Annotated in this window: 23 protein-coding genes, 2 tRNA genes and 3 rRNA genes; 20 read left to right on the forward strand and 8 right to left on the reverse strand. The window is 43.6% G+C overall.

What is annotated here, in order from left to right:
• Positions 1-6 precede the first annotated feature (6 nt).
• The 7 genes from J8Z28_RS00065 to J8Z28_RS00095 all read left to right on the forward strand — a co-directional run bounded on the left by J8Z28_RS00065 (position 7) and on the right by J8Z28_RS00095 (position 4,485).
• A complete protein-coding gene (locus J8Z28_RS00065) occupies positions 7-624 on the forward strand; it encodes a YigZ family protein (RefSeq protein ID WP_062564605.1) in 618 nt (205 codons plus the stop codon).
• A gap of 95 nt (positions 625-719) precedes the next feature.
• Entirely contained in the window at positions 720-2,171 is a 1,452-nt protein-coding gene (locus J8Z28_RS00070; protein WP_054563770.1) for a TrkH family potassium uptake protein, read from the forward strand.
• 38 nt (positions 2,172-2,209) lie between these two features.
• A complete protein-coding gene (locus J8Z28_RS00075) occupies positions 2,210-2,866 on the forward strand; it encodes a flagellar brake domain-containing protein (protein ID WP_055022186.1) in 657 nt (218 codons plus the stop codon).
• A 468-nt stretch (positions 2,867-3,334) separates the two neighbouring features.
• Positions 3,335-3,544, forward strand: a complete 210-nt coding sequence (locus J8Z28_RS00080) for an EF-hand domain-containing protein (protein ID WP_054563772.1) — start codon at positions 3,335-3,337, stop codon at positions 3,542-3,544.
• A gap of 67 nt (positions 3,545-3,611) precedes the next feature.
• On the forward strand, positions 3,612-3,824 hold the full coding sequence (locus tag J8Z28_RS00085; RefSeq protein ID WP_054554776.1) for an EF-hand domain-containing protein: 213 nt from the start codon (positions 3,612-3,614) through the stop codon (positions 3,822-3,824).
• A 140-nt stretch (positions 3,825-3,964) separates the two neighbouring features.
• Complete coding sequence (locus J8Z28_RS00090) at positions 3,965-4,180, forward strand: EF-hand domain-containing protein (RefSeq protein WP_055022185.1); 216 nt, start codon at positions 3,965-3,967, stop codon at positions 4,178-4,180.
• A gap of 86 nt (positions 4,181-4,266) precedes the next feature.
• Positions 4,267-4,485 carry an EF-hand domain-containing protein gene (locus tag J8Z28_RS00095; RefSeq protein WP_054563774.1) on the forward strand — a complete coding sequence of 73 codons (219 nt, stop codon included), beginning with the start codon at positions 4,267-4,269 and terminating at the stop codon, positions 4,483-4,485.
• An 82-nt stretch (positions 4,486-4,567) separates the two neighbouring features.
• Here the strand turns inward: J8Z28_RS00095 and trkA are convergent, their stop codons facing one another.
• The 4 genes from trkA to def are packed head-to-tail and all read right to left on the reverse strand — an operon-like array spanning position 4,568 to position 8,719.
• The gene (gene trkA / locus J8Z28_RS00100) at positions 4,568-5,944 is read right to left on the reverse strand and encodes a Trk system potassium transporter TrkA (protein ID WP_054563775.1); all 1,377 of its coding nucleotides are present in this window, start codon (positions 5,942-5,944) and stop codon (positions 4,568-4,570) included.
• Between the two features lie 12 nt (positions 5,945-5,956).
• Positions 5,957-7,243: a 16S rRNA (cytosine(967)-C(5))-methyltransferase RsmB gene (gene rsmB, locus J8Z28_RS00105; protein ID WP_054563776.1), complete on the reverse strand. Its 1,287-nt coding sequence runs from the start codon at positions 7,241-7,243 to the stop codon at positions 5,957-5,959.
• A complete protein-coding gene (fmt, locus tag J8Z28_RS00110; RefSeq protein ID WP_055199321.1) occupies positions 7,236-8,189 on the reverse strand; it encodes a methionyl-tRNA formyltransferase in 954 nt (317 codons plus the stop codon). Before fmt ends, rsmB begins: the two co-directional genes overlap by 8 nt.
• 20 nt (positions 8,190-8,209) lie before the next feature.
• The gene (gene def, locus J8Z28_RS00115) at positions 8,210-8,719 is read right to left on the reverse strand and encodes a peptide deformylase (protein WP_054554770.1); all 510 of its coding nucleotides are present in this window, start codon (positions 8,717-8,719) and stop codon (positions 8,210-8,212) included.
• A 118-nt stretch (positions 8,720-8,837) separates the two neighbouring features.
• Between def and J8Z28_RS00120 the strand changes: the two genes are divergently transcribed.
• The 6 genes from J8Z28_RS00120 (at position 8,838) to hemF (ending at position 13,745) form a co-directional block, all read left to right on the forward strand.
• Positions 8,838-9,956 (forward strand): LysM peptidoglycan-binding domain-containing protein, encoded by a 1,119-nt coding sequence (locus J8Z28_RS00120; protein ID WP_054563778.1) that lies wholly within the window; start codon positions 8,838-8,840, stop codon positions 9,954-9,956.
• A gap of 30 nt (positions 9,957-9,986) precedes the next feature.
• Complete coding sequence (gene dprA / locus J8Z28_RS00125; protein ID WP_062564608.1) at positions 9,987-11,084, forward strand: DNA-processing protein DprA; 1,098 nt, start codon at positions 9,987-9,989, stop codon at positions 11,082-11,084.
• Positions 11,077-11,550 carry a DUF494 family protein gene (locus J8Z28_RS00130; RefSeq protein WP_054563780.1) on the forward strand — a complete coding sequence of 158 codons (474 nt, stop codon included), beginning with the start codon at positions 11,077-11,079 and terminating at the stop codon, positions 11,548-11,550. Before dprA ends, J8Z28_RS00130 begins: the two co-directional genes overlap by 8 nt.
• Positions 11,551-11,621: 71 nt before the next feature.
• On the forward strand, positions 11,622-12,191 hold the full coding sequence (locus tag J8Z28_RS00135; RefSeq protein WP_062564609.1) for a DNA topoisomerase family protein: 570 nt from the start codon (positions 11,622-11,624) through the stop codon (positions 12,189-12,191).
• 34 nt (positions 12,192-12,225) lie between these two features.
• Positions 12,226-12,792 carry an L-threonylcarbamoyladenylate synthase type 1 TsaC gene (tsaC, locus tag J8Z28_RS00140; protein ID WP_062564610.1) on the forward strand — a complete coding sequence of 189 codons (567 nt, stop codon included), beginning with the start codon at positions 12,226-12,228 and terminating at the stop codon, positions 12,790-12,792.
• A gap of 2 nt (positions 12,793-12,794) precedes the next feature.
• Positions 12,795-13,745: an oxygen-dependent coproporphyrinogen oxidase gene (gene hemF, locus J8Z28_RS00145; RefSeq protein WP_062564611.1), complete on the forward strand. Its 951-nt coding sequence runs from the start codon at positions 12,795-12,797 to the stop codon at positions 13,743-13,745.
• On the opposite strand, the gene J8Z28_RS00150 is transcribed toward hemF, so the two are convergent.
• The 3 genes from J8Z28_RS00150 to J8Z28_RS00160 form a co-directional block, all read right to left on the reverse strand.
• The gene (locus J8Z28_RS00150) at positions 13,742-14,194 is read right to left on the reverse strand and encodes a hypothetical protein (protein WP_250659703.1); all 453 of its coding nucleotides are present in this window, start codon (positions 14,192-14,194) and stop codon (positions 13,742-13,744) included. The two genes, hemF and J8Z28_RS00150, sit on opposite strands and share 4 nt — an antisense overlap.
• 66 nt (positions 14,195-14,260) lie before the next feature.
• Positions 14,261-15,856, reverse strand: coding sequence for a methyl-accepting chemotaxis protein (locus J8Z28_RS00155; RefSeq protein ID WP_054563785.1), 1,596 nt, complete (start codon positions 15,854-15,856; stop codon positions 14,261-14,263).
• A gap of 81 nt (positions 15,857-15,937) precedes the next feature.
• The gene (locus J8Z28_RS00160) at positions 15,938-16,369 is read right to left on the reverse strand and encodes a group II truncated hemoglobin (RefSeq protein WP_054554758.1); all 432 of its coding nucleotides are present in this window, start codon (positions 16,367-16,369) and stop codon (positions 15,938-15,940) included.
• A gap of 41 nt (positions 16,370-16,410) precedes the next feature.
• Between J8Z28_RS00160 and aroE the strand changes: the two genes are divergently transcribed.
• Both aroE and J8Z28_RS00170 read left to right on the forward strand, forming a co-directional pair.
• Positions 16,411-17,235: a shikimate dehydrogenase gene (gene aroE / locus J8Z28_RS00165; protein WP_062564613.1), complete on the forward strand. Its 825-nt coding sequence runs from the start codon at positions 16,411-16,413 to the stop codon at positions 17,233-17,235.
• Positions 17,232-17,486: a DUF1488 family protein gene (locus J8Z28_RS00170; RefSeq protein ID WP_054563787.1), complete on the forward strand. Its 255-nt coding sequence runs from the start codon at positions 17,232-17,234 to the stop codon at positions 17,484-17,486. Before aroE ends, J8Z28_RS00170 begins: the two co-directional genes overlap by 4 nt.
• Here the strand turns inward: J8Z28_RS00170 and J8Z28_RS00175 are convergent.
• Positions 17,483-18,016 carry a gamma carbonic anhydrase family protein gene (locus J8Z28_RS00175; RefSeq protein ID WP_058583694.1) on the reverse strand — a complete coding sequence of 178 codons (534 nt, stop codon included), beginning with the start codon at positions 18,014-18,016 and terminating at the stop codon, positions 17,483-17,485. The genes J8Z28_RS00170 and J8Z28_RS00175 overlap by 4 nt on opposite strands.
• A 577-nt stretch (positions 18,017-18,593) precedes the next feature.
• On the opposite strand from J8Z28_RS00175, the gene J8Z28_RS00180 reads away from it, so the two are divergent.
• The 5 genes from J8Z28_RS00180 (at position 18,594) to rrf (ending at position 23,925) form a co-directional block, all read left to right on the forward strand.
• Positions 18,594-20,144, forward strand: a 16S ribosomal RNA gene (locus J8Z28_RS00180).
• A gap of 76 nt (positions 20,145-20,220) precedes the next feature.
• Positions 20,221-20,297, forward strand: a tRNA-Ile gene (locus J8Z28_RS00185).
• A 111-nt stretch (positions 20,298-20,408) separates the two neighbouring features.
• Positions 20,409-20,484, forward strand: a tRNA-Ala gene (locus tag J8Z28_RS00190).
• 287 nt (positions 20,485-20,771) lie between these two features.
• Positions 20,772-23,654, forward strand: a 23S ribosomal RNA gene (locus tag J8Z28_RS00195).
• 156 nt (positions 23,655-23,810) lie between these two features.
• Positions 23,811-23,925: ribosomal RNA gene (rrf, locus tag J8Z28_RS00200) — 5S ribosomal RNA — on the forward strand.
• The 16S, 23S and 5S rRNA genes sit together here with 2 tRNA genes alongside, the layout of an rRNA operon.
• The last annotated feature ends 158 nt before the right edge of the window (positions 23,926-24,083 follow it).

Below are 24,083 nucleotides of genomic sequence, written 5' to 3' on the forward strand. Positions count from 1 at the left end.
GCAATTATGTCTGAATACCAATATCCGGCTGAGCCGGTTTTTTACCAAGAAGAAATTAAAAAAAGCACGTTTATTGTGCATATTGCCCACACCCCAGATCTTGCGGCAGCAAAAGCCTTTATCAAAGAGATTCAAGATAAATACAGCGATGCTCGTCATAATTGCTGGGCACATGTTGCGGGTAATCCCGGTGGTAGTCATGTGTATGGCTTTTCTGATGATGGTGAGCCCAATGGCACAGCAGGTAAGCCAATGCTTAATGTATTAACAGGCTCTGGTATTGGTGAAATTACAGCGGTGGTAACCCGTTATTTCGGGGGCATCAAGCTTGGTACAGGTGGGCTAGTTCGCGCTTACGGCGGTAGTTTAAATAATGCCATGCGCGAGCTTAAAACCATTACCAAGGTACCGAGTGTTGAACTAGTTGGTCAAAGTGATTACAGCGTACAAGGTGCAATTGAGCAGTTATTAAAAAATCAGTATCAGGTGCTTAATATCGAAAAACAATTTGCAGAGAACATCACATGGCAAATTGAAATCGATAGCCGTCAGGCAGAGCAAGCGATTGATGATATCCATGAATTGACTCATGGCGAAGTTAGCCTAAAAGTCAGAAAAGTTTGAAATGTAAAAATAATACATTCCGTTTACTTACAATTAAGGCTGTAAGACAATAAACTGTATTAGCTAAACATTTAATAAGAAAGCGATACGCCTAGATGCAATTTCGTACCATAATAAAAATTCTCGGCCAGCTGGTGGCGCTATTTAGTATCACTATGGTGCCTCCGGCACTGGTGTCTTTGATCTACAAAGACGGTGGTGGTGTGCCATTCGTTCTCGCTTTCATTTTTAGTGTTGTAATTGGTTTAGCAGCTTATTATCCAAACCGTCATGAGCATGGTGATCTTAAAGCCCGTGAAGGCTTCTTGATTGTAGTCTTGTTCTGGTTGGTACTAGGTACCTTCGCTGCGGTGCCTTTAGTGTTCTTACAAGAGCCTAATCTTTCCTTAGCTGACTCCGTATTTGAGGCCTTTTCTGGGCTGACAACAACAGGGGCTACCGTACTTACGGGCATAGAATACCTACCTAAATCAGTCCTCTTTTATCGCCAGCAACTGCAATGGCTAGGTGGTATGGGGATCATCGTACTCGCAGTCGCGGTACTGCCTATGCTAGGGGTCGGTGGTATGCAGCTATACCGTGCAGAAACACCTGGTCCGGTTAAAGACTCAAAAATGACACCGCGTATTGCCGATACCGCAAAGCATCTTTGGTATATCTATGTATCGCTGACGATAGCTTGTACGCTTGCGTATTGGGCTGCAGGAATGGATTGGTTTGATGCAATCTGTCATGCGTTCTCTACGATTGCGATAGGCGGCTTCTCTACCTACGATGCATCAATGGGGCAGTTTGATAGCCCATTAATTAACTTTATTTGCGTAGTGTTTTTGCTGATCGCAGCCATTAACTTCTCGCTGCATTATGCGGCGGTAGCTTCACGCAATATTCGTGTTTATTTACGCGACCCTGAATTTAAAGTGTTCTTATTGATTCAATTAGCATTGGTCATTGTCTGCTTTACTGTGCTGTCATCAAATAATATTTATGCCGATGGTGATGAGACTCTCGACCAAGCTATGTTCCAAGCGGTATCAATGAGTACTACCGCGGGCTTTGCGACTGATAACTTCTCAGCATGGCCACTGTTCTTACCTATTTTACTTATTTTCTCAAGTTTTATTGGCGGCTGTGCCGGCTCTACCGGCGGTGGTATGAAGGTAGTGCGGGTGTTCTTACTTTACTTACAAGGTATTCGTGAGCTCAATCGTCTTGTGCACCCAAGAGCTATTTATTCAATTAAATTAGGCCGAAAAGCACTTCCAGATAAAGTTGTAGAAGCTGTTTGGGGCTTCTTCTCTGCGTATGCGTTAGTGTTCGTCATTATTATGTTGGCGCTGATGGGCACCGGCATGGATAACATCAGTGCATTCTCAGCAACAGCTGCTTGCTTAAATAACTTAGGCCCAGGTTTAGGTGAAGTCGCTGCTCATTACGGAGCGATTTCTGATACGGCAAAATGGCTACTTACTATTGCGATGGTATTTGGTCGTTTAGAAATATTCACCCTGTTAGTGTTGTTTACGCCAACCTTCTGGCGAGGCTAACCATAGTAAGGTGATTATCTAGAAGTGGAGGCATTACTGTGCCAAAAACTCAAAAACAACGTAATCTAGAAAAGCTAACCTGTATCCCTGCGGGTAGCTTGGTAGATGTTGAAATTACCACACCAACCGACAGTAAACGCGTAAAAACAGAATTTATTGGTTTGATGAATGATCAGTACATCATTATCAATTACCCATCAGCAAAGCGTTTAGCAAATGGTAGTGATTTCATCAAAGATGGGGTGATGGTCGTTATACGCGCGGTACTTGAAGCGGGTGGTGGGCAAGTAATTGCTTTTCGTCAGCAAATAAGCGCCTTGGCATCGCATCCTCACCGTTTAATTTTTCTCGAGTTTCCTAAGCAAGTGCAGCTTTATAGCTTACGTAGTGAAGCACGTATTCCTACGTTATTCCCTGCAAACTTAGTCATTGCAGAGCAAAAACTGGCAGGGCTTATTAAAGATATTTCACTCACAGGCGTGCAGTTTGATCTTAATAGCAAGGAGGACTTAAGCGCTTTTAAAGGGCAAAGCTGCCAAATCACACTTAGTAAACGTGAGTTTAATGGCACAGTATGTAGCGTGCGCAAAAGAGCAGGCGGTTTTATGTTCGGTGTACAGCTTGATACGAGTGAAGATGAAATGAAAGCGTTTATGAAAGAGCACTTAATTGACCTTTCTGTGTTGGATATCTAATACCAATTCGCCATTTTGCAACAAAATGGCTATTTTCCTCGATTTAAACCTATAAATATTAAAATTAATTTATAAATAAATTAAAATAACAAATTAAATCAATATGTTATTAATTAAATTAATTTCGATTTTTTTCTTCAAGTTTTGTTGTTCAGATAGAGTTTATTTTCAAATTTCTAATTTTTCTGTTTTCTAATCCGAGTTAATCGCTATTGTCTCCATTTTAATCTTGGTAACTTATTGATTTTAAAAGAAGCGTAAAACCAACCACCGAGCTTGTTGCAAAACAGCAACAAAAAAATCGCGTTATTTCCCCCTAATTCTCGATATTTTAATTTAATGCACTGATTTTATTGTTCTTTTTAACTTTGGCATCGAAGTTGAAATAGTCTTAGCGAACACAGAGAAAAACTGATTCAGGAACATATCCTTTATCACAGTTGAGACAACATTGAAGGAATAGTGATTATGAAAACGTTACACAAAACTTTAGCACTTGTAGCTCTTGCAACTTCATCAGCAGCGTTTGCCGCTGACTTTGACACACTGGATGTTAATGGCGATGGCGCTATCAGCAAAAGCGAAGCATCAGTAAGCGAAACGTTAATGAGCCAATTTAAAGAGCTTGATACAGACGGCAACGGTGAGCTGTCTAAACAAGAGTACTCAAAAGCTTAATTTCATTGTAAGGACACGCTGAAAAGGACTTCTAACTCAAGACAGCACATTTTGAAGGAATGACATTATGAACACAGTAAATAAAACACTAGCACTTATGGCACTTGTATCTTCATCTGCAGCATTTGCGATGAGTGATTTCGATACTCTAGATGTTGATGGCAATGGTGTTATCAGCCAAAGCGAAGCATCGGTAGATGCAGAGCTAATGAGCAAATTCAGTGAATTAGACACTGACGGTAACGGTGAGTTATCGAAACAAGAATTTTCAAAAGCTTAATGTGATTAAGCAAAACCAGTTTATTTAGCTGATTAGTTCTGAGCTGCCAAAGACAGCCTAAATGGATAAGGGAATCCATGACAAAGGACAACACTGGAAGTGTGATCAGCTAACACTCTTAAAATTGAAGGAATATGATTATGAAAACAGTAAACAAAACATTAGCTTTAATCGCTCTTGCATCTTCTTCAGCAGCTTTTGCAGCAACTGATTTTGACACCTTAGACGTAGACGGTAACGGCGTGGTTAGCAAAAGTGAAGCAGCCGTTGACGCAAAAATTATGTCGCAGTTTAAAACATTAGACGTGAATGGCGACGGCGTTCTTACAGAAGCTGAGTTCTCTGAAGCCGAATAACTGAATTAATACGTAGTTATACCAATTTCCACTAAACAGGGATCTCAGAAACGGATTTCACTCTTTTCAAATTTAAGGTAGTTATTATGAAACAGTTAAGCACAACAATCGCAATTTTAGCACTAGCAACGTCATCAGCAGCCTTTGCACAAGGCGTAAGCTTTTCAACATTCGATACTGACGGTGATGGTGTGATCAGCAAAGAGGAAGCGTCTGCAAATATGCAGCTTGAAAAGTTATTTCCAGAGCTAGATAGTGATGGTAATGGCGAACTTTCAAAAGAAGAGTTCGCTCAAATTCAATAGAATCTTTTAGAAAAGTTAGGTACTTTCACTTCAAGAGTCGTAAAGCAGCTGTCATGGCTGCTTTTTTCGTTTATAAGCTTTTTTACAAGAAGATAGCACTTACTTGGAACAGCTTTTCAACAACTGTAATGTGCTTTTTATCAATCAAGAACATGATTACATGGTCGCCCGACTGAATAACCGTATCGTCATGGGCAATCAGTACATCATCGTTACGCACAATTGCACCAATGGTTGTTCCAGCAGGTAGTTTGATATCAGCAATTGCTCGGCCAACAACTTTAGAAGTATGCTCATCACCATGAGCGACAGCCTCAATGGCTTCTGCTGCGCCCTTACGTAACGAATAAACATTAACAATGTCACCACGGCGAACGTGTGTTAACAGCGCCGAGATAGTGGCTTGCTGAGGTGAAATAGCAATATCAATCTCACCACCTTGAACTAGGTCTACATAAGCGCCACGCTGAATAAGCACCATGGTTTTTTGTGCGCCCATACGCTTTGCCAGCATCGCAGACATAATGTTTGCTTCATCGTCGTTAGTAACCGCGATGAACACATCCACTTGTTCAATATGTTCTTCAGATAACAGTTCTTGATCAGAAGCATCGCCACAAAATACCACGGTGTTATCAAGCATTTCAGAGAGCTGTGCTGCGCGCTCTTTATTGCGCTCAAGCAGCTTCACACTGTGGTTTTTCTCAAGTGAACGCGCAAGGCCCGCACCGATATTACCACCACCAGCAATCATGATCTTTTTGTATGAACGTTCGAGCTTTTGCAGCTCATTCATAACTGCTCGAATATGCTTTGTTGCAGCGATAAAGAACACTTCATCGTCCGCTTCGATAACCGTTGTGCCAAGCGGTTTAATCGCTTTACCTTGACGATAAATAGCCGCTACCCGGGTTTCGACATTCGGGATGTGCTCTTTCAAGGCTGAAAGTGCATAACCCACCAGCAAACCACCGTAATAGGCTTTCACCGCAACTAGCGATAACATGCCATCGGCAAATTGTAATACCTGTAAAGCACCCGGATAGTCGATTAAGCGACGAATATACTTAGTTACCAGCGCTTCTGGAGCAATGTAGTGGTCAACAGGTAAGTCGTCGTTATGAAATAGCTTTTCACGGTACTTTAAGTATTGCTCTGAGCGAATACGGGCAATTTTGGTTGGCGTGTTAAAAATACTATAAGCAACCTGGCAAGCAACCATGTTCACTTCATCTGAACTGGTTACGGCAATAATCATATCGGCGTCTTCTGCGCCTGCGCGACGCAATACATCGGGATGCGCACTGTGGCCAGTAACACCTTGTAAGTCGTACTTATCTTGTAGCTCACGCAAACGGTTACCGTCGATATCGACAACGGTGATCTCATTTTGCTCACCTACGAGGTTTTCTGCCAGTGTGCCACCAACTTGTCCGGCACCGAGTATGATTATTTTCATAGCTTGTTCTTATTAGTGTTTTTTAACTAGCTTTGCATAATAGAAACCGTCACTTTCACCAGGCAATAATTGCAGGCCAGGTAAAGTAGGGGTGTCGTTTTCATGCAAAGGTATGTGTTCAGCACTTGGATTATTGGCAAGGAACTTAGCAACTTGTTGTTGGTTCTCTTGCGGTAATACAGAGCAGGTCGCATAAACTAACGTACCACCAGGCTTAAGTAGAGGCCAGATGCTATTTAAGATATCGCCTTGTAAATTAGCCAGATCTTCAATATCAGATGCACGACGTAACCATTTAATATCAGGGTGACGACGGATCACGCCAGTTGCTGAACAAGGCACATCAAGCAAAATACGGTCAAATTGCTGCTCATCCCACCAGATGTGAGGTTGTGAAGCATCGGCACATTGTAAATCGGCAGCTAAACCAATACGCACTAAGTTTTGCTTAACACGTTCTAGGCGCTCGCTGTCGCTATCAAGTGCTAATACGTCGGCATCAGCAAGCTCTAGGATATGACACGTTTTACCACCTGGCGCTGCACACGCATCTAAAATGACATCATCATTTTGAGGATCTAAAAAGCGTGCTGCTAATTGTGCCGCTGCATCTTGAACTGAGCAGGCACCGGTATCAAATTCTGGCAGTGCGTATACATCACACGGTTTAGCTAGTTTAATACCATCAGGAAAATCAGCATTAAGGGTATGCTCAATATCATTTGCTTTAAGCATCTCGCTGTATTCTTGGGTGCTATATTGCGCTTGGTTTACACGTAACCACATAGGTGCTTGCAGCTGATTCGCTTCAAGGATTTCTTGCCAGTTATCAGGGTAAGCTGCGGTTACTTGTTTGATAAACCAACCTGGGTGGTTAAATTTGCAAACAGGAATTTGCTTTGCTTTTTCTTCAAGCTCAACTTGTTCACGTTGGAAACTGCGTAAAATAGCGTTAATCAGGCCTTTTAAACCCAGTGCGCGCATTTGCTGAAGCGCATTAACCGTTTCGCTGATGGCTGCATGAGGCGGTACACGCATGTGTTGAAGTTGGTAAATACCCACATACAACAAGAACTGGAAAATACGGCGCTTACCTTTAAGTGGTTGATCTAAAAGTTGCTGACAATAATTTTCTAGGCTAGGTAAATAGCGCAGCACACCGTAGCAAATTTGTTGTAGTAGGGCTTTATCTTTCGGCGATAATCCTTGGCTTGCAAAAGGTAGTTCTTGATTTAGTGATGCACCTTTATCGACCACGTTATAGAGGGTTTCAGCAGCAAGTGCTCTTACATTACTCATTGCTTTGACCTAATACTGAGCCAGGTTCAACCCAATCACTGCGACCATTTAAAAAGTCAGTAACAGCCATTGGTTTTTTACCTTGTGGTTGAAGAAGGGTGATTTTAAGTGCATCTTGCCCACAGCCAACGGTAATACCTTGCTTATCAGCAGCAATGATTTTACCGGCTTGTGCAGTTTGCGATACAACTTCGGCTTGCCAAATTTTTACCGTTTGTCCTGCCATTTCAGTAAAGCAAACAGGCCATGGATTAAAGGCACGGATATTACGCTCAATTTGCGCAGCATCCATTGACCAATCAATATTGGCTTCGTCTTTTGATAGCTTCTTGGCGTAATTTGCTTGTGCGTCATCTTGCTTTTCTGGGGTGATTTCACCTGCAGCAAGACGATTGATTGTACTGATCAGTGCATCAGGACCAAGTGCAGCTAATTTATCGTATAAAGAGCTACTGGTTTCTGTGCTATCAATCGGGCAACGGCTGATATGCAGCATATCGCCGGTATCTAAGCCTTCATCCATTTGCATTATTGTTACACCGGTTTCATTGTCACCAGCCCAAATAGCACGTTGGATCGGTGCAGCACCACGCCAGCGCGGTAAAATAGAGCCATGCACGTTTAAGCAGCCTAAGCGCGGTGCATCTAAAATCGCTTTTGGTAACAGTAAGCCGTACGCCACCACAATCATAATATCGGCGTTCAGGCTGGTAAGCTCTGCAAGTGCTTCATCTGATTTTAGTGATTGCGGTTGAAATACAGGTAAATCATGAGCAAGTGCCAGTTCTTTAACTTCACTGGCTTTTAGCTTTTTACCTCGGCCCGCTGGTCGATCCGGTTGGCTATATACACCAACAACTTCGTGCTCTGAGTCAATCAGTGCTTGTAAATGGCGCGCAGCGAAATCCGGCGTACCAGCAAAAATAATGCGTAATGGTTGTGTCACAGATATTCCTATTGATTAACTTATGATTTAGCAGCCAGCTTAGCTTCTTTTTCAAGCTTTTTACGGATACGTTGGCGCTTTAAAGGCGATAGATAATCAATAAATAGGGTGCCTTTAAGGTGATCAAGCTCATGCTGAATACAAATCGCTAATAGCTCGTCAGCGTCAAGGCTAAACTCTTCACCGTTTTCATTAAGCGCTTTAACAGTAACTGTTTCTGCGCGGTCAACTTTTGCGTATGAGTAAGGAACAGATAAACAGCCTTCTTCACTCACCGTTGAACCATCTTTTTTGGTGATTTCTGGGTTGATTAACACTAACGGTTGGTCGCGCTCTTCAGATACGTCGATCACCACAATTCGCTGGTGGATATCTACTTGCGTCGCTGCTAAGCCGATACCGTTTTCGTCATACATAGTTTCAAGCATGTCTTTTACGATTTGACGAACTTCATCGTTTACTTCTGGTACTTCTTTCGCGATTGTACGTAAACGCTCATCCGGAAATCTCAAAACTTCTAACCTAGCCATAGTTACCTTTTACACTTGTGATTCATTTAGGGTATTGTATGCTCTTATTTTAGCCATTCGTGTTCACCTTTAACAGGTTTTGGTCGATAATAATCTAAAAACAACTCAAGGAAGCCAAATGAGATACCCACTAGTTGCGGCTTTGTTAGCCATTAGCTGTGCTTTTCCGGTAGCTGCTGATGTTTTAACAATTAAAAAAGATGCACCAAAACAATATGTTGTCAAAAAAGGCGATACGCTTTGGGATATCTCGGGCGTGTATCTTGATGAACCTTGGCAATGGCCTGATTTATGGCAAATGAACCCGCAAATTGCGAATCCGCATTTAATATACCCGGGTGATGCGCTCACTTTAATTTACGATAAAGACGGAAATCCTCGTTTAGTTAAAAATGCGCGTTATAAAAAACTCTCTCCAGAAGGGCGAATTACACCAAAAGGCAAGCAAGCAGTGCCGACGTTGCCTTTGGAGTTGCTGCGCCCATATTTGAGTTATGAGCAAGCGATTAGCGCCGATGTTATTGCACAAAAACCATATATTTTGGGTGCCAGTGTTAATACCAAAATGAATACTATGGGCCATACGCTTTACGTTAAAGGTGACTTAACACTTAACGAAGCTTATGGCGTATACCGTAAAGGCAATGATCTTGTTGATCCAAATACCAATGAAGTACTAGCGAATAAAGCGGAATTAGTGGCGATTGTTCGCGCATTTAGAAGCGGTGACGTAGAAAACGGCGTACCTGCCTCAGTTAAAGTTGAACTGGTAAAACAAGAAATTAAGCCGCATGACTTTTTAATGCCGGCGATGGAAGGGCAAATGTTGCCAGCCTATTTCACTATGAAACGCCCTGAAGCTACTTTAGATGGCACTATTATCGCCGCAGCTAATGAAATGCGTGAATTTAGTACCATGGACATTGTTGTACTAAACTTAGGTTCAGACCAAGTGAAACCAGGTTTTGTACTTGATATTCAGCGTCAATCACCTGAAGTGTATGACGGCCGCAATGGTCCGCGTTACCGCGAAGATTCTAACAGTCTTGAGAAATTCATGACTGATGCAAATGATGTGTTAGGAATTGAAAGCGATGAAGACAGTAATGTATGGCACATGCCAAAGGAAAAAGTCGGTGAGTTAATGGTGTTTAAGGTATATGACAACGTTAGCTACGCATTGATTGTGAAGAATCAGCACCCGATCCGAGTTGGAGATTATGCAGTTATAAACTAACTCACAATTTGGGCGCTCTAAGGAGGGAGCATGGCACAGGTTTCAGGCAAGCTATCCCATTGGCTTGCCTTTTATTTATGTAAAGGGCTTGGAATAAAAAGCCTTATTGCATTAAGTCAAAGACAGCCACTGGATGAGCTATTTAAGCTATCTAGTTTAGAGCTTCAGCAGCTGGGTTTATCACAAAGCCAAGCCGATAACTTAGTTAATACTGACTGGCAGTTAGTAGCCCACTACCAAGAGTTAATAGCAAGACTTAAAATCAAAGTCATAAGCTATTTTGATAGCAGCTATCCGCCCTTACTCAAGCAAATAGCCAATGCACCTATCTTATTATTTTGTTTAGGTAACACAGAACTATTACTGTCACCGCAAATAGCAATTGTCGGTAGTCGTAATGCCACACCGACAGGGCTTGAAGTCGCTGCTGAGTTTGCCCATCAACTTTCTGCTGTTGGCATGACGGTGACAACAGGTATGGCTATGGGAATTGATGGTGCAGCCCATAAAGGCGCATTAGCAGGGTCAGGAAACACCATTGCCGTACTTGGTACGGGTATCGATATTGCTTATCCAAAACGCCATCGCTTACTCATTAAACAGGTTGCTGAGCGGGGCTTATTGGTTTCTGAGTTCTTACCGGGAACGGCTGCTAATGCCGCTAATTTTCCGCGCCGAAACCGTATTATCTCTGGATTATCATTAGGAGTGTTGATTGTCGAAGCGCAAATTAAAAGTGGCTCATTGGTGACAGTGCGCTATGCGCTTGAGCAAAATAAAGAGGTGTTTGCCGTGCCGGGTTCGATAAAAAGCCCACTATCAGAGGCAAGCCATTTTTTAATTAAGCAAGGCGCTAAATTGACAGAAAATATTACTGATATTCTTGATGAAGTGAGCTTTTTCTGTGAAAACAGTCTATATAGTATAGAACAGCCTATTGCAGATGAACCCGACTGCCCAGTGTTCAAAAGTATAGGGTATGAGGTAACAAGTGTTGATCAAATAACACAGCGCAGCCAATTACCTGTAGACGAAGTACAAGCTCGGTTACTCGACCTAGAGCTCGCAGATAAAATCGAACGAGTACTAGATGGTTATATAAGACTAGGAGGACATAAACATGTTTGACATCCTCATGTATCTTTTTGAAAACTATATCCATAGTGAAGCTGAAATCTTTACTGAAGAGAACGAACTTACCGATGAGTTGGTTCGTGCTGGCTTCAATAAACCTGAAATCTACAAAGCCCTTGATTGGCTAGAGCAACTTGCTGACTTACAACAAAGCGATATCTACCCGTACCTTAATGCCCAACCACAACATGCTATGCGTATTTACACTGATAGTGAATGCCAAATGTTAAGTGTTGAGTGTCGCGGCTTTTTAATGTTTATCGAGCAAATAGGTGTAATTAACACCGTAACTCGCGAAATGGTGATAGATAGACTTTGTGCTCTAGATAAACCATTTATTTCTTTGGAAGACCTAAAGTGGGTGGTGCTAATGGTGTTATTTAATGTACCAGGGTCAGAGCAAGCTTACGCACAAATGGAAGACTTAATATTTGACGAGCCAGCCGATGTATTACATTAATTCGACTTTGCTTGTATCTTTGTTGAGTTTGGGTATATTAGGCGAAAATTAGCCAACCCCACAGGAATCTTATGAGTAAAATCGACCATTCTCTTTTTTCTGCAGATAAACATGCACTCGAAAAAGAGTATGAGGTTTGCCCTAAATGCGGTTCTGAATTGGTTATGCGCAACTCAAAGTCAGGGCCGTTCTTAGGCTGTGCCAGTTACCCAAAGTGTGACTTTATCCGCCCATTAGCTCATCACGATAGCCAACAAATAAAAGTACTCGAAGACAGTGCCTGCCCAGAGTGTGGTAAGCCATTAGTAATTAAAAATGGCCGCTACGGTATGTTTATTGGGTGTACTGGCTATCCTGAGTGCCACTATATTGCTCATGATGAAGAGCCTGACGATGCTCCTCAATTACCTGCTTGTCCTAAATGCAAAAAAGGCCAGCTGGTTGCGCGTAGTAATAAGTTTGGCAAAACCTTTTATTCTTGTGATGGCTATCCGCGCTGTAAATATACCCTTAATCACAAACCTGTGGCGACCGAGTGCCCGGCCTGCCAGTGGCCAATTATGACCGAAAAGAAAACAGCTTCAGGTGTTGTGTTACAATGCCCGCAGAAGTCGTGTATGCATAAGTTAGTCGAATCTTAATGCACTTGTAATTTGTTTATTTAGGAGAGTTTCTTTGTCTGATCCTGTTGCACAACCAGCCAATGCAATTGACGCTTTGCAGCAAGGCGGTGTAATTGTTTACCCAACCGAAGCTGTTTTTGGTCTTGGTTGCGATCCTGATAACCAAGCTGCGGTTGAAAAGCTTTTAGCCATCAAACAACGCCCTGTAGAAAAAGGCTTAATTTTAATTGCTGACAATTATGGCCAGTTATTAAAGTATGTAGATGATGCCAAAATCCCCATGGATAAACGTGCTGATATCTTTTCACAATGGCCAGGTGCTATCACTTGGGTGATGCCAGCAGCAAAAGAAACGCCAAAGTGGTTAACGGGTCAGTTTGATACTATTGCAGTGCGTGTAACTGATCACCCAACAGTAAAAGCCCTGTGTCAGCAATTTGGTAAGCCGTTGGTTTCAACAAGTGCAAACTTAACCGGTCAAGAAACGGTAATGACTATCGCACAAGCGAAAAGCGAATTTGCAGACACAGTAGATTTTTATGTTGATGAGCCGTTAGGTGGCAACAGCCAACCAAGTGTGATTAAAGACGCAGCGACCGGTAAAGTATTTAGAGGATAAACATGCAAAGCGAGCTACTCGAACAAGTTAAAACCTACTTAATGGCCTTACAAGATACAATTTGTCAGGGCCTTGAAAATGCTGACGGCAAAGCAAAATTTGTTGAAGACAATTGGCAACGTGCAGAAGGCGGTGGTGGCCGTACGCGTGTTATCCAAGGTGGTAATGTCATCGAACAGGGTGGGGTAAACTACTCGCATGTGTTTGGTGCTTCAATGCCAGCATCAGCAACAGCACATCGTCCAGAGCTCGCTGGTCGTAGTTTTCATGCATGTGGTGTGTCATTAGTGATTCACCCTAATAATCCACATATTCCAACTAGCCATGCCAATGTCCGTTTCTTTATTGCCGAAAAAGAAGGCGAAGAGCCAATTTGGTGGTTTGGTGGTGGTTTTGATTTAACCCCTTATTACCCTGTTTTTGAAGATGTACAACATTGGCATCAGGTGGCTAGCGATTTATGTCAGCCATTCGGTGCTGAGGTTTACGATAAATATAAAAACTGGTGTGATGATTACTTTTATTTAAAACACCGCAGTGAAACACGTGGTGTTGGTGGCTTATTCTTTGATGATTTAAATGAGCTTGGCTTTGAACAAAGCTTTGCCTTTATGCAGGCGGTAGGAAATGGTTTTTTAGATGCTTACCTTCCTATAATTGAGCGCCGCAAAGACACGCCAACAACCGAACAGCAACGCGATTTCCAACTGTATCGTCGTGGTCGTTATGTTGAGTTTAATCTTGTTTGGGACCGCGGCACATTATTTGGCTTACAAACCGGTGGACGTACTGAATCAATTTTGATGTCGATGCCACCATTAGCTCGTTGGGAATATAACTATGTACCTGCTGCAGATAGCCCAGAAGCTAAGCTATATCAGTACTATTTACGCCCGCAAGATTGGTTAAATAGCAAAGAATCTGATTTAGTTGCACGTCAATGGCAGCTTTAATCAAGTATTGAAACCACTCGAACCAACATTGCGTTGTCACCCTCTACGAGGGTGGCAACACTTTCACTGCTTGGCAGCTCTGCCAATACACTAAATAGCACTTCTGCTTTTAATATCTTTAGCTTATCAGGTGTTGTATCAATGGGGGCGCTAACCTGTGTTAAGCATTGACTGATATCACAGGCATAGAAATCAAGTTTCACCTCAAAATATTCAGGGTGCTGAATAAGCTTATCAAAACCACCAACAATACTTTGTTCATACTTATCGCTTTGTGAGGTTTTATCTTGGCTGAGAAGAGATTGAGCAATCTGTTGAATATCATCACGATGTATATATTCATTAACAGTGCTTAGTTGATCAGCAGTATCGTTAACGCTGTGCTGATAGGTAAATAATAGCGCCGCAATAATTCCAATACAGACTAAAAGAGTTGTTATAAATTTCATTTAAACATCCTTATTTACTATGAAATGCATAAAACAACTCTAGCAGTTGCACGAAAAGTGCGCAATTTAGCTTAATTTAAAGCGTCTTACTTGCTCATCAAGTGAACGAGCTAACGACAACAGCTCTTCACTGACTTTTTGGTTTTCATGGGCATCGACTAATGAGTGCTCGGCATTGTCACTAATTGCGATAACACTTTGGTTAATTTCTTCAGCCGCGAGGTTTTGCTGTTCAGTGGCATCAGCAATTTGCACGTTAAGTTGGTTTATCTCACTCATTTGTGAAGAAATATCACGTAATGCTTTAGCTACTTGCTTAACTTGCACAGCTCTTTCGTCTGCTTCTTCGCAAGAGTTATTCATGGTATTAACGGTTTGTGCCGCTTCACTTTGTAGCTTGTCGATAGTGCGGCGAATTTCGTCGGTTGAGTCATGGGTGCGGGTCGCTAAAGTACGTACTTCATCGGCTACCACAGCAAAGCCTCTGCCAGCTTCACCAGCACGAGCCGCCTCAATGGCTGCATTAAGTGCAAGTAAGTTAGTTTGCTCGGCAATGCTACTGATCACCTCGAGTACTTTACCAACGTCTAACGTTTGGGTTTGCAGTTGACTTACTTGCTCGGCAGCTGCTCTAACATCTGCCGCAAGTTGATTAATACTTTGCTCAGTGTGCTCAGCAACATGTAAGCTTTGTTGTGCAAGTTGATTACTGTGCTCTGACTTTTCAGATGCAAAATGGGTGGTGTTTTTAACTTCGCTTGATGAGCTTTCTAGTTCATTGATGGCGGCAGCGACCGAATCTGTCCCTTGCTTTTGCTTTAAGATCGCTTGCTCGGTTGCATCCGCTGAGGCATAAATGCTTTCGGCAGAGTGGATCAATACCTTAGAAGAATGAGAAACTTGAGCAATATTATCTTTAAACGCACCAATCATGTGATTAAAGCTGGTGGCAAGAGAGCTAAGCTCGTCATTATTACTGTCGTCTACCGTGAGGCTTAAATCTTTATTGGTGGTTGCCAAGTGCATGGTATGGCTAATGACTTTTAAGCGTTTGATGAAAATTTTTCTAAACATCACTGCTAGTAGTGAGAAAGCCGAAATGAAAATAGCCGCTAATAGTAGCGTGTTCATTAAGGTGTTTTGCGATACTTCTTGCTCAATATCAGCCAACGAATAACTAATTTTTACTACACCTAACACATCACCTTCTTGTGCTTGATGGCAGCCTAAGCAGTTTGTTCCTTTATAATCACTGCGAGCAAACATAGGCTTTAGATAAGTCATCGTACTTTTTTGATTATCAATAAATAGTGCTTCAGTGCCTGTTAGTGCTTTTCGCTCAGCATCGTTAGTCGCAACTTGGTTGGCATTTCCTGGCCCATAAATTTTATTAACGATTGGACTACGTATGATATGAGCGTCTTCAATATTAGGGTGGCTTCTTAATTTAGTACTTAGAATTTCACGATTAGCCATAGTGCCTGTCAGCATCATGGTATTAATAGAATCAAAGTAATTATCGGCAAGCAGTTTTATGTTACTTTCAACGGTATCTCTTGCTAATTCATGTTGTTGCTGGGCACTACTAAATATACTGGCAAATAATACCAATACGCCTGTTAGTGCTAACAAGGCATAAATTTTAAATTGGATAGACTTCATTCGACGACGCTTTTTCTAAATTAAGGAAAATTTATTATCTTTATTTAGAAAAAGCGTACATTGATATAGCGCAAAGCTTCGTTAGTTTTGATTGATCATATGGCTGGCGAGTTGCGATAACGACTGTCTTAACCCTTCGCGAAGTAGTGGGTTATCAATCTCGATATCAAGCGTTTTATTCATACAATGCATCCATTGGTCACGTAGGTCTTGATCAATAGGGAAAGGCATGTGACGCTTTCTTAGCATTGGGTGACCATATTTTTCAACGAATAGGTCAGGACCGCCCAGCCAGCCAGATAAAAACTCAAAGAAGACTTGGCGAATTCTATCTAAAGGCTGCGGATGCATATCATATAATGGTTTGGCGTATTCATCTGTGGCCATTATGTCGTAAAATCGATTTGCAATTGCTCGAGCTCCTGCTTCACCGCCAATAATTTCGTAAGGTGTTTTTTCTGGGGTAGGTGTTTCAGGCGTTGGTTTCGATTTAGAAAAAAGTCGTTTAATCATAATATTAATAAAGCTCTACAGGGCGAAGAGGTTGCTTCACTATGGACAAATACGCGGTTTTTGGAAATCCAATAAAACATTCGAAATCACCCGCAATACACGCACAATTTGCTGCATCATTAAACGAGCAAATACAATACAGTGCCATTTTAGCACCAACAGATGCATTTGAAAAAACTGTCGCTGAGTTTTTCGCTGCTGGTGGTAAAGGGGTTAATGTCACTTTGCCGTTTAAAGAGCAAGCGTTTGCCATGGTCGATGAACTAACAGAGCAAGCGAAAATTGCTGGAGCCGTAAACACTATTAAACAGCTTGACGATGGCAGCCTACTGGGTGATAACACCGATGGTGTAGGACTTGTTAAAGATCTTTTAGCCAATAATGTCACCTTAAAAGGGCTGCGAGTTCTTCTTATTGGCGCCGGTGGTGCAGCGCGAGGTGTCATTCAACCACTATTGAATGAGCATATCGAAAGCTTAACAATAGCCAACCGTACCGCCGAAAAAGCAAAGGCACTAGCGAGTCATTTTAATGGTGAAATAGATGTACAGGGCTTTGCTTTAAATGATATCCCAGCAAACAACTATGATGTGGTGATTAATTCAACCTCAAGTAGTGTAACTGGAGACCTGCCGGGTATAGCTGAAGACCATGTTGCTAAGTGTCAGTGCGCTTACGATATGTTTTACGCTAATGACGATACCGCATTTATTAGTTGGGTTAAGTCGATTAACCCAGCATGTTTAACACTCGATGGTTGTGGCATGCTAGTTGGCCAAGCAGCACAAGCTTATTTTGTATGGCGCAATAAAATGCCAGAAATTATTCCCGTTGTTAACGCGCTTAAAGCAGGAGAAATTGCGTGAATCAAGCTATCCAATTTATAGACAGACTCGAATTTAAGCCTGAAGAAAAACAGTTGGTATTCTTCGCACAAGTAAGTGGTTTGATGGTGGAGTGTGTTATTGATACCAGCAAGTATGATTTTGCAGATCAAAGCAGTGCGGTTAATTACTTTGAATCTTATCGTTTCGATTACGAAGAGCTCGCCGAGCAACTGATCGAAGATGAGCAGTATAACTCGGCAGGACAAATTGAATTAACCGAAGTGTTTTAGCCCTCAGCTAAGTATTCATCTTTAAGCTGAACATAATTATCAGCAGAGATTTTTAAAAAGGCGCGCTCTTGCTCTGTTAAAGGGCGAGCCTGTTTTACAGGGCTACCTACATAAAGGTAACCAGACTCTAAACGCTTGTTAGGTGGTACCAGTGAACCACCACCAATGATCACATCATCTTCAACAACTGCGTTATCCATTACTATTGCGCCCATACCAACAAGTATACGATTACCAAGTTGGCAACCGTGTAGCATAACCTTATGACCAACAGTGACATCATCACCAATAATAAGAGGGTAGCCATCGGGGTTTGACTTAGAGGCACGGGTTAAATGTAAAACACTGCCATCTTGAATGTTCGTACGTTCACCAATACGTATATAGTTAACATCACCTCGCGCAGCAACAAGAGGCCATACACTTGAATCTTTACCAAGCGATATATCACCTACTAAAACCGATGACTCATCAATATAAACACTATTATCGTATGTCGGAGTGATCCCTTTATAAGAACGGATAGTCATAAATTCACCTTTTAATTTTAAAATGCGCTCAGTCTAGTGTAACAGCGAAGCAAATAAATACACCCAAACAGGCCTAAATTGACTGCAAAACACCCAGTTTTAGGGTGTTTAGTTCAAAAGCTGAGCGAACAGTACATTTTTTTAAATTTTATTGAAAAAAGTGCTTGCGTAAAAAATCCATCTCCCTATAATGCGACCCCACTGACACGGCGGGCAGCAACGAAAGGCGCTGAACAAAGTGACACAGAGTTAAGTGAAACTTCGGTTTCAAATAATCGAAAGAAAGTTTGAAATTAAGTGTTGACTCGAAAAATTAAGGATGTATTATACGCATCCCTAGCGACAATGTCGCAACGTTCTTTAACAATATAAAGCAATCATCTGTGTGGGCACTCGTACAGATTGGGTTCTAACAGCGAAGCTTAGTTTACTAAGTAACGCAAACAAATTTAGAGTCTCAATTGAACTGAGTGACCAACGGAAACAAGTTTACTTGTTTCAGCACAGTCAATTCGATATCGAAAGATATCAAAATTCAGAATTCATTGAGCATGTCCTTCGGGACAGAAAAAACTTTTAATTGAAGAGTTTGATCATGGCTCAGATTGAACGCTGGCGGCAGGCCTAACACATGCAAGTCGAGCGGCAGCGACAACATTGAACCTTCGGGGGATTTGTTGGGCGGCGAGCGGCGGACGGGTGAGTAATGCTTGGGAATATGCCTTATGGTGGGGGACAACAGTTGGAAACGACTGCTAATACCGCATGATGTCTACGGACCAAAGTGGGGGACCTTCGGGCCTCACGCCATAAGATTAGCCCAAGTGGGATTAGCTAGTTGGTGAGGTAATGGCTCACCAAGGCGACGATCCCTAGCTGGTTTGAGAGGATGATCAGCCACACTGGGACTGAGACACGGCCCAGACTCCTACGGGAGGCAGCAGTGGGGAATATTGCACAATGGGCGCAAGCCTGATGCAGCCATGCCGCGTGTGTGAAGAAGGCCTTCGGGTTGTAAAGCACTTTCAGTAAGGAGGAAAGGTTAAGTGTTAATAGCACTTAGCTGTGACGTTACTTACAGAAGAAGCACCGGCTAACTCCGTGCCAGCAGCCGCGGTAATACGGAGGGTGCGAGCGTTAATCGGAATTACTGGGCGTAAAGCGTACGCAGGCGGTTTGTTAAGCGAGATGTGAAAGCCCCGGGCTCAACCTGGGAACTGCATTTCGAACTGGCAAACTAGAGTGTGATAGAGGGTGGTAGAATTTCAGGTGTAGCGGTGAAATGCGTAGAGATCTGAAGGAATACCGATGGCGAAGGCAGCCACCTGGGTCAACACTGACGCTCATGTACGAAAGCGTGGGGAGCAAACAGGATTAGATACCCTGGTAGTCCACGCCGTAAACGATGTCTACTAGAAGCTCGGGTCTTCGGACTTGTTTTTCAAAGCTAACGCATTAAGTAGACCGCCTGGGGAGTACGGCCGCAAGGTTAAAACTCAAATGAATTGACGGGGGCCCGCACAAGCGGTGGAGCATGTGGTTTAATTCGATGCAACGCGAAGAACCTTACCTACACTTGACATACAGAGAACTTACCAGAGATGGTTTGGTGCCTTCGGGAACTCTGATACAGGTGCTGCATGGCTGTCGTCAGCTCGTGTTGTGAGATGTTGGGTTAAGTCCCGCAACGAGCGCAACCCCTATCCTTAGTTGCCAGCGATTCGGTCGGGAACTCTAAGGAGACTGCCGGTGATAAACCGGAGGAAGGTGGGGACGACGTCAAGTCATCATGGCCCTTACGTGTAGGGCTACACACGTGCTACAATGGCGCATACAGAGTGCTGCGAACCTGCGAGGGTAAGCGAATCACTTAAAGTGCGTCGTAGTCCGGATTGGAGTCTGCAACTCGACTCCATGAAGTCGGAATCGCTAGTAATCGCGTATCAGAATGACGCGGTGAATACGTTCCCGGGCCTTGTACACACCGCCCGTCACACCATGGGAGTGGGTTGCTCCAGAAGTGGATAGTCTAACCTTCGGGAGGACGTTCACCACGGAGTGATTCATGACTGGGGTGAAGTCGTAACAAGGTAGCCCTAGGGGAACCTGGGGCTGGATCACCTCCTTATACGATTTAGAACTTATTTGTTCGTAGTGTCCACACAGATGATTGTTAATTGTAAAGAGAACAACACTTATTGTTTGGGTCTGTAGCTCAGTTGGTTAGAGCGCACCCCTGATAAGGGTGAGGTCGGTAGTTCAAATCTACTCAGACCCACCACTTTGCTCCCATACTTCGTTATGGCACGCCTCGTTTAGTGTACTAAACGTCGTTGTACCATGCCTTGTCTGGAAACAAAGTCGGTTACAAATAATAAGTACCAGCATATGTGGGGCTATAGCTCAGCTGGGAGAGCGCCTGCCTTGCACGCAGGAGGTCAGCAGTTCGATCCTGCTTAGCTCCACCACTTTTACTCCTTAAAAATAAACATTCTTAATCAGGTAATAAACTGCTTGAGAATAGAGTGTGTTTAATTTTGAGAAGTTTATTCTCTTGCTCTTTAAAAATTTGGAAAGCTGATATTAAAATTCTTATAGATACTTGTATCTATAAAGAGTTTTCAAAAGTAAAAAATATGCCAGTTAATCAGCAATGATTAATCGGTATCTACTTTAGTATTCTCATCATTATTTGATGAATTAACTTCTGGCGAAGTTAACAGCTGTCACTAACAAAGACCCGTTTGGGTTGTATGGTTAAGTGACTAAGCGTACACGGTGGATGCCTTGGCAGTTGGAGGCGATGAAGGACGTATTAACTTGCGATAAGCCTAGTCAAGCTAGTAAAAAGCGCTTGAGACTAGGATTTCCGAATGGGGAAACCCACCTGCTTGCAGGTATCTTGCACTGAATACATAGGTGTAAGAGGCGAACGCGGAGAACTGAAACATCTAAGTACCCGTAGGAACAGAAATCAACCGAGATTCCGGAAGTAGCGGCGAGCGAAACCGGACCAGCCCTTAAGCTTATTATGTGTTAGTGGAACATTCTGGAAAGTTTGACGATACAGGGTGATAGTCCCGTACACGAAAATGCATCTTAAGTGAAATCGAGTAGGTCGGAGCACGTGAAACTTTGACTGAATATAGGTGGACCATCATCTAAGGCTAAATACTCCCAACTGACCGATAGTGAACCAGTACCGTGAGGGAAAGGCGAAAAGAACCCCTGTGAGGGGAGTGAAATAGAACCTGAAACCGTGTACGTACAAGCAGTAGGAGCCCTTCGAGGGTGACTGCGTACCTTTTGTATAATGGGTCAGCGACTTATATTTTGTAGCGAGGTTAACCGATTAGGGTAGCCGTAGGGAAACCGAGTCTTAACTGGGCGTATAGTTGCAAGGTATAGACCCGAAACCCGGTGATCTAGCCATGGGCAGGTTGAAGGTTGAGTAACATCAACTGGAGGACCGAACCCACTAACGTTGAAAAGTTAGGGGATGACCTGTGGCTAGGAGTGAAAGGCTAATCAAACCGGGAGATAGCTGGTTCTCCCCGAAATCTATTTAGGTAGAGCCTCGGACGAATACTTACGGGGGTAGAGCACTGTTAAGGCTAGGGGGTCATCCCGACTTACCAACCCTTTGCAAACTCCGAATACCGTAAAGTACTATCCGGGAGACACACGGCGGGTGCTAACGTCCGTCGTGAAGAGGGAAACAACCCAGACCGCCAGCTAAGGTCCCAAAGTCATAGTTAAGTGGGAAACGATGTGGAAAGGCCCAGACAGCCAGGAGGTTGGCTTAGAAGCAGCCATCCTTTAAAGAAAGCGTAATAGCTCACTGGTCGAGTCGGTCTGCGCGGAAGATGTAACGGGGCTAAACTATGCACCGAAGCTGCGGATTCAAACTTTGTTTGAGTGGTAGGGGAGCGTTCTGTAAGCCGTTGAAGGTGAACCGGGAGGTTTGCTGGAGGTATCAGAAGTGCGAATGCTGACATGAGTAACGATAATGCGGGTGAAAAACCCGCACGCCGGAAGACCAAGGGTTCCTATCCCATGTTAATCAGGGTAGGGTAAGTCGACCCCTAAGGCGAGGCCGAAAGGCGTAGTCGATGGGAAACGGGTTAATATTCCCGTACTTGGTATAATTGCGATGGGGGGACGGAGCAGGCTAAACAAGCATGGCGTTGGTTGTCCATGTGAAAGTGAGTAGGTTGGTGACTTAGGAAAATCCGGGTCGCTAAGACTGAGACACGAGACGAGCACCCAAGGGTGTGAAGTTGTTGATGCCATACTTCCAGGAAAAGCCTCTAAGCTTCAGATTATACCGAATCGTACCCCAAACCGACACAGGTGGTCAGGTAGAGAATACTAAGGCGCTTGAGAGAACTCGGGTGAAGGAACTAGGCAAAATTGTACCGTAACTTCGGGAGAAGGTACGCTCCTATCTGTGATGAGACTTGCTCTCTAAGCGGACGGGAGCCGCAGTGACCAGGTGGCTGGGACTGTTTATTAAAAACACAGCACTGTGCAAAATCGCAAGATGACGTATACGGTGTGACACCTGCCCGGTGCCGGAAGGTTAATTGATGGGGTTAGTTTTCGGACGAAGCTCTTGATCGAAGCCCCGGTAAACGGCGGCCGTAACTATAACGGTCCTAAGGTAGCGAAATTCCTTGTCGGGTAAGTTCCGACCTGCACGAATGGTGTAACCATGGCCACGCTGTCTCCACCCGAGACTCAGTGAAATTGAAATCGCAGTGAAGATGCTGTGTACCCGCGGCTAGACGGAAAGACCCCGTGAACCTTTACTACAGCTTGGCACTGAACATTGACCCTACATGTGTAGGATAGGTGGGAGGCTTTGAAGCAGAAACGCTAGTTTTTGTGGAGCCGTCCTTGAAATACCACCCTTGTAGTGTTGATGTTCTAACGTTGGCCCCTAATCGGGGTTACGGACAGTGCCTGGTGGGTAGTTTGACTGGGGCGGTCTCCTCCCAAAGAGTAACGGAGGAGCACGAAGGTTGGCTAAGTACGGTCGGACATCGTACGGTTAGTGTAATGGTAGAAGCCAGCTTAACTGCGAGACAGACACGTCGAGCAGGTACGAAAGTAGGTCATAGTGATCCGGTGGTTCTGAATGGAAGGGCCATCGCTCAACGGATAAAAGGTACTCCGGGGATAACAGGCTGATACCGCCCAAGAGTTCATATCGACGGCGGTGTTTGGCACCTCGATGTCGGCTCATCACATCCTGGGGCTGAAGTCGGTCCCAAGGGTATGGCTGTTCGCCATTTAAAGTGGTACGCGAGCTGGGTTTAGAACGTCGTGAGACAGTTCGGTCCCTATCTGCCGTGGGCGTTTGAGAATTGAGAGGGGTTGCTCCTAGTACGAGAGGACCGGAGTGAACGAACCGCTGGTGTTCGGGTTGTCATGCCAATGGCACTGCCCGGTAGCTACGTTCGGAACTGATAAGCGCTGAAAGCATCTAAGCGCGAAGCAGGCCTCGAGATGAGTTCTCACTAGACTTTTAAAGTCTCTGAAGGGCCGTTGAAGACTACAACGTTGATAGGCAGGATGTGGAAGTGGTGTGAGCCATTAAGCTAACCTGTACTAATTACCCGTGAGGCTTAACCATACAACGCCAAACGCGTTTTATGACAGCGTAACAGACAGAAGTTAAGACACTAAAGTAGATTTTACGAAGCTGTAAGCCATAAGCTTTAAGCTGTAAGAAGATATCAGATTTCCGAATTTATTAATTTGCTCAGATGAGCGAATTAAACAAAATTTGCTTGGTGACAATAGCGTTTTGGACCCACCTGACCCCATGCCGAACTCAGTAGTGAAACGAAACAGCGCCGATGATAGTGTAGCAGCTGCTATGTGAAAGTAGGTCATCGCCAGGCTCCAAATAAGAGAAAGCCCGATTCGAAAGAGTCGGGCTTTTTTGCGTTTGAAGCTGTCAGCTTTCAGCCGTCAGACGTCAGTTGAACTGTGGGGTTGTCCTGTACAGAATCATCCTCAGCAACAAAACCCCGTAGGAGGCACTTCAGTGTCGAATTCA

The sequence above is a fragment of the Pseudoalteromonas sp. SCSIO 43088 genome, assembly GCF_023650795.1.
Taxonomy (GTDB): domain Bacteria; phylum Pseudomonadota; class Gammaproteobacteria; order Enterobacterales; family Alteromonadaceae; genus Pseudoalteromonas; species Pseudoalteromonas shioyasakiensis.

Coding starts and splice junctions, on each gene's coding strand:
- J8Z28_RS00065 (WP_062564605.1), top strand. CDS start 7: ATGTCTGAATACCAATATCCGGCTGAGCCGGTTTTTTACCAAGAAGAA.
- J8Z28_RS00070 (WP_054563770.1), top strand. CDS start 720: ATGCAATTTCGTACCATAATAAAAATTCTCGGCCAGCTGGTGGCGCTA.
- J8Z28_RS00080 (WP_054563772.1), top strand. CDS start 3,335: ATGAAAACGTTACACAAAACTTTAGCACTTGTAGCTCTTGCAACTTCA.
- J8Z28_RS00085 (WP_054554776.1), top strand. CDS start 3,612: ATGAACACAGTAAATAAAACACTAGCACTTATGGCACTTGTATCTTCA.
- J8Z28_RS00090 (WP_055022185.1), top strand. CDS start 3,965: ATGAAAACAGTAAACAAAACATTAGCTTTAATCGCTCTTGCATCTTCT.
- J8Z28_RS00095 (WP_054563774.1), top strand. CDS start 4,267: ATGAAACAGTTAAGCACAACAATCGCAATTTTAGCACTAGCAACGTCA.
- trkA (WP_054563775.1), bottom strand. CDS start 5,944: ATGAAAATAATCATACTCGGTGCCGGACAAGTTGGTGGCACACTGGCA.
- rsmB (WP_054563776.1), bottom strand. CDS start 7,243: ATGAGTAATGTAAGAGCACTTGCTGCTGAAACCCTCTATAACGTGGTC.
- def (WP_054554770.1), bottom strand. CDS start 8,719: ATGGCTAGGTTAGAAGTTTTGAGATTTCCGGATGAGCGTTTACGTACA.
- J8Z28_RS00120 (WP_054563778.1), top strand. CDS start 8,838: ATGAGATACCCACTAGTTGCGGCTTTGTTAGCCATTAGCTGTGCTTTT.
- dprA (WP_062564608.1), top strand. CDS start 9,987: ATGGCACAGGTTTCAGGCAAGCTATCCCATTGGCTTGCCTTTTATTTA.
- J8Z28_RS00130 (WP_054563780.1), top strand. CDS start 11,077: ATGTTTGACATCCTCATGTATCTTTTTGAAAACTATATCCATAGTGAA.
- J8Z28_RS00135 (WP_062564609.1), top strand. CDS start 11,622: ATGAGTAAAATCGACCATTCTCTTTTTTCTGCAGATAAACATGCACTC.
- hemF (WP_062564611.1), top strand. CDS start 12,795: ATGCAAAGCGAGCTACTCGAACAAGTTAAAACCTACTTAATGGCCTTA.
- J8Z28_RS00150 (WP_250659703.1), bottom strand. CDS start 14,194: ATGAAATTTATAACAACTCTTTTAGTCTGTATTGGAATTATTGCGGCG.
- J8Z28_RS00155 (WP_054563785.1), bottom strand. CDS start 15,856: ATGAAGTCTATCCAATTTAAAATTTATGCCTTGTTAGCACTAACAGGC.
- J8Z28_RS00160 (WP_054554758.1), bottom strand. CDS start 16,369: ATGATTAAACGACTTTTTTCTAAATCGAAACCAACGCCTGAAACACCT.
- aroE (WP_062564613.1), top strand. CDS start 16,411: ATGGACAAATACGCGGTTTTTGGAAATCCAATAAAACATTCGAAATCA.
- J8Z28_RS00175 (WP_058583694.1), bottom strand. CDS start 18,016: ATGACTATCCGTTCTTATAAAGGGATCACTCCGACATACGATAATAGT.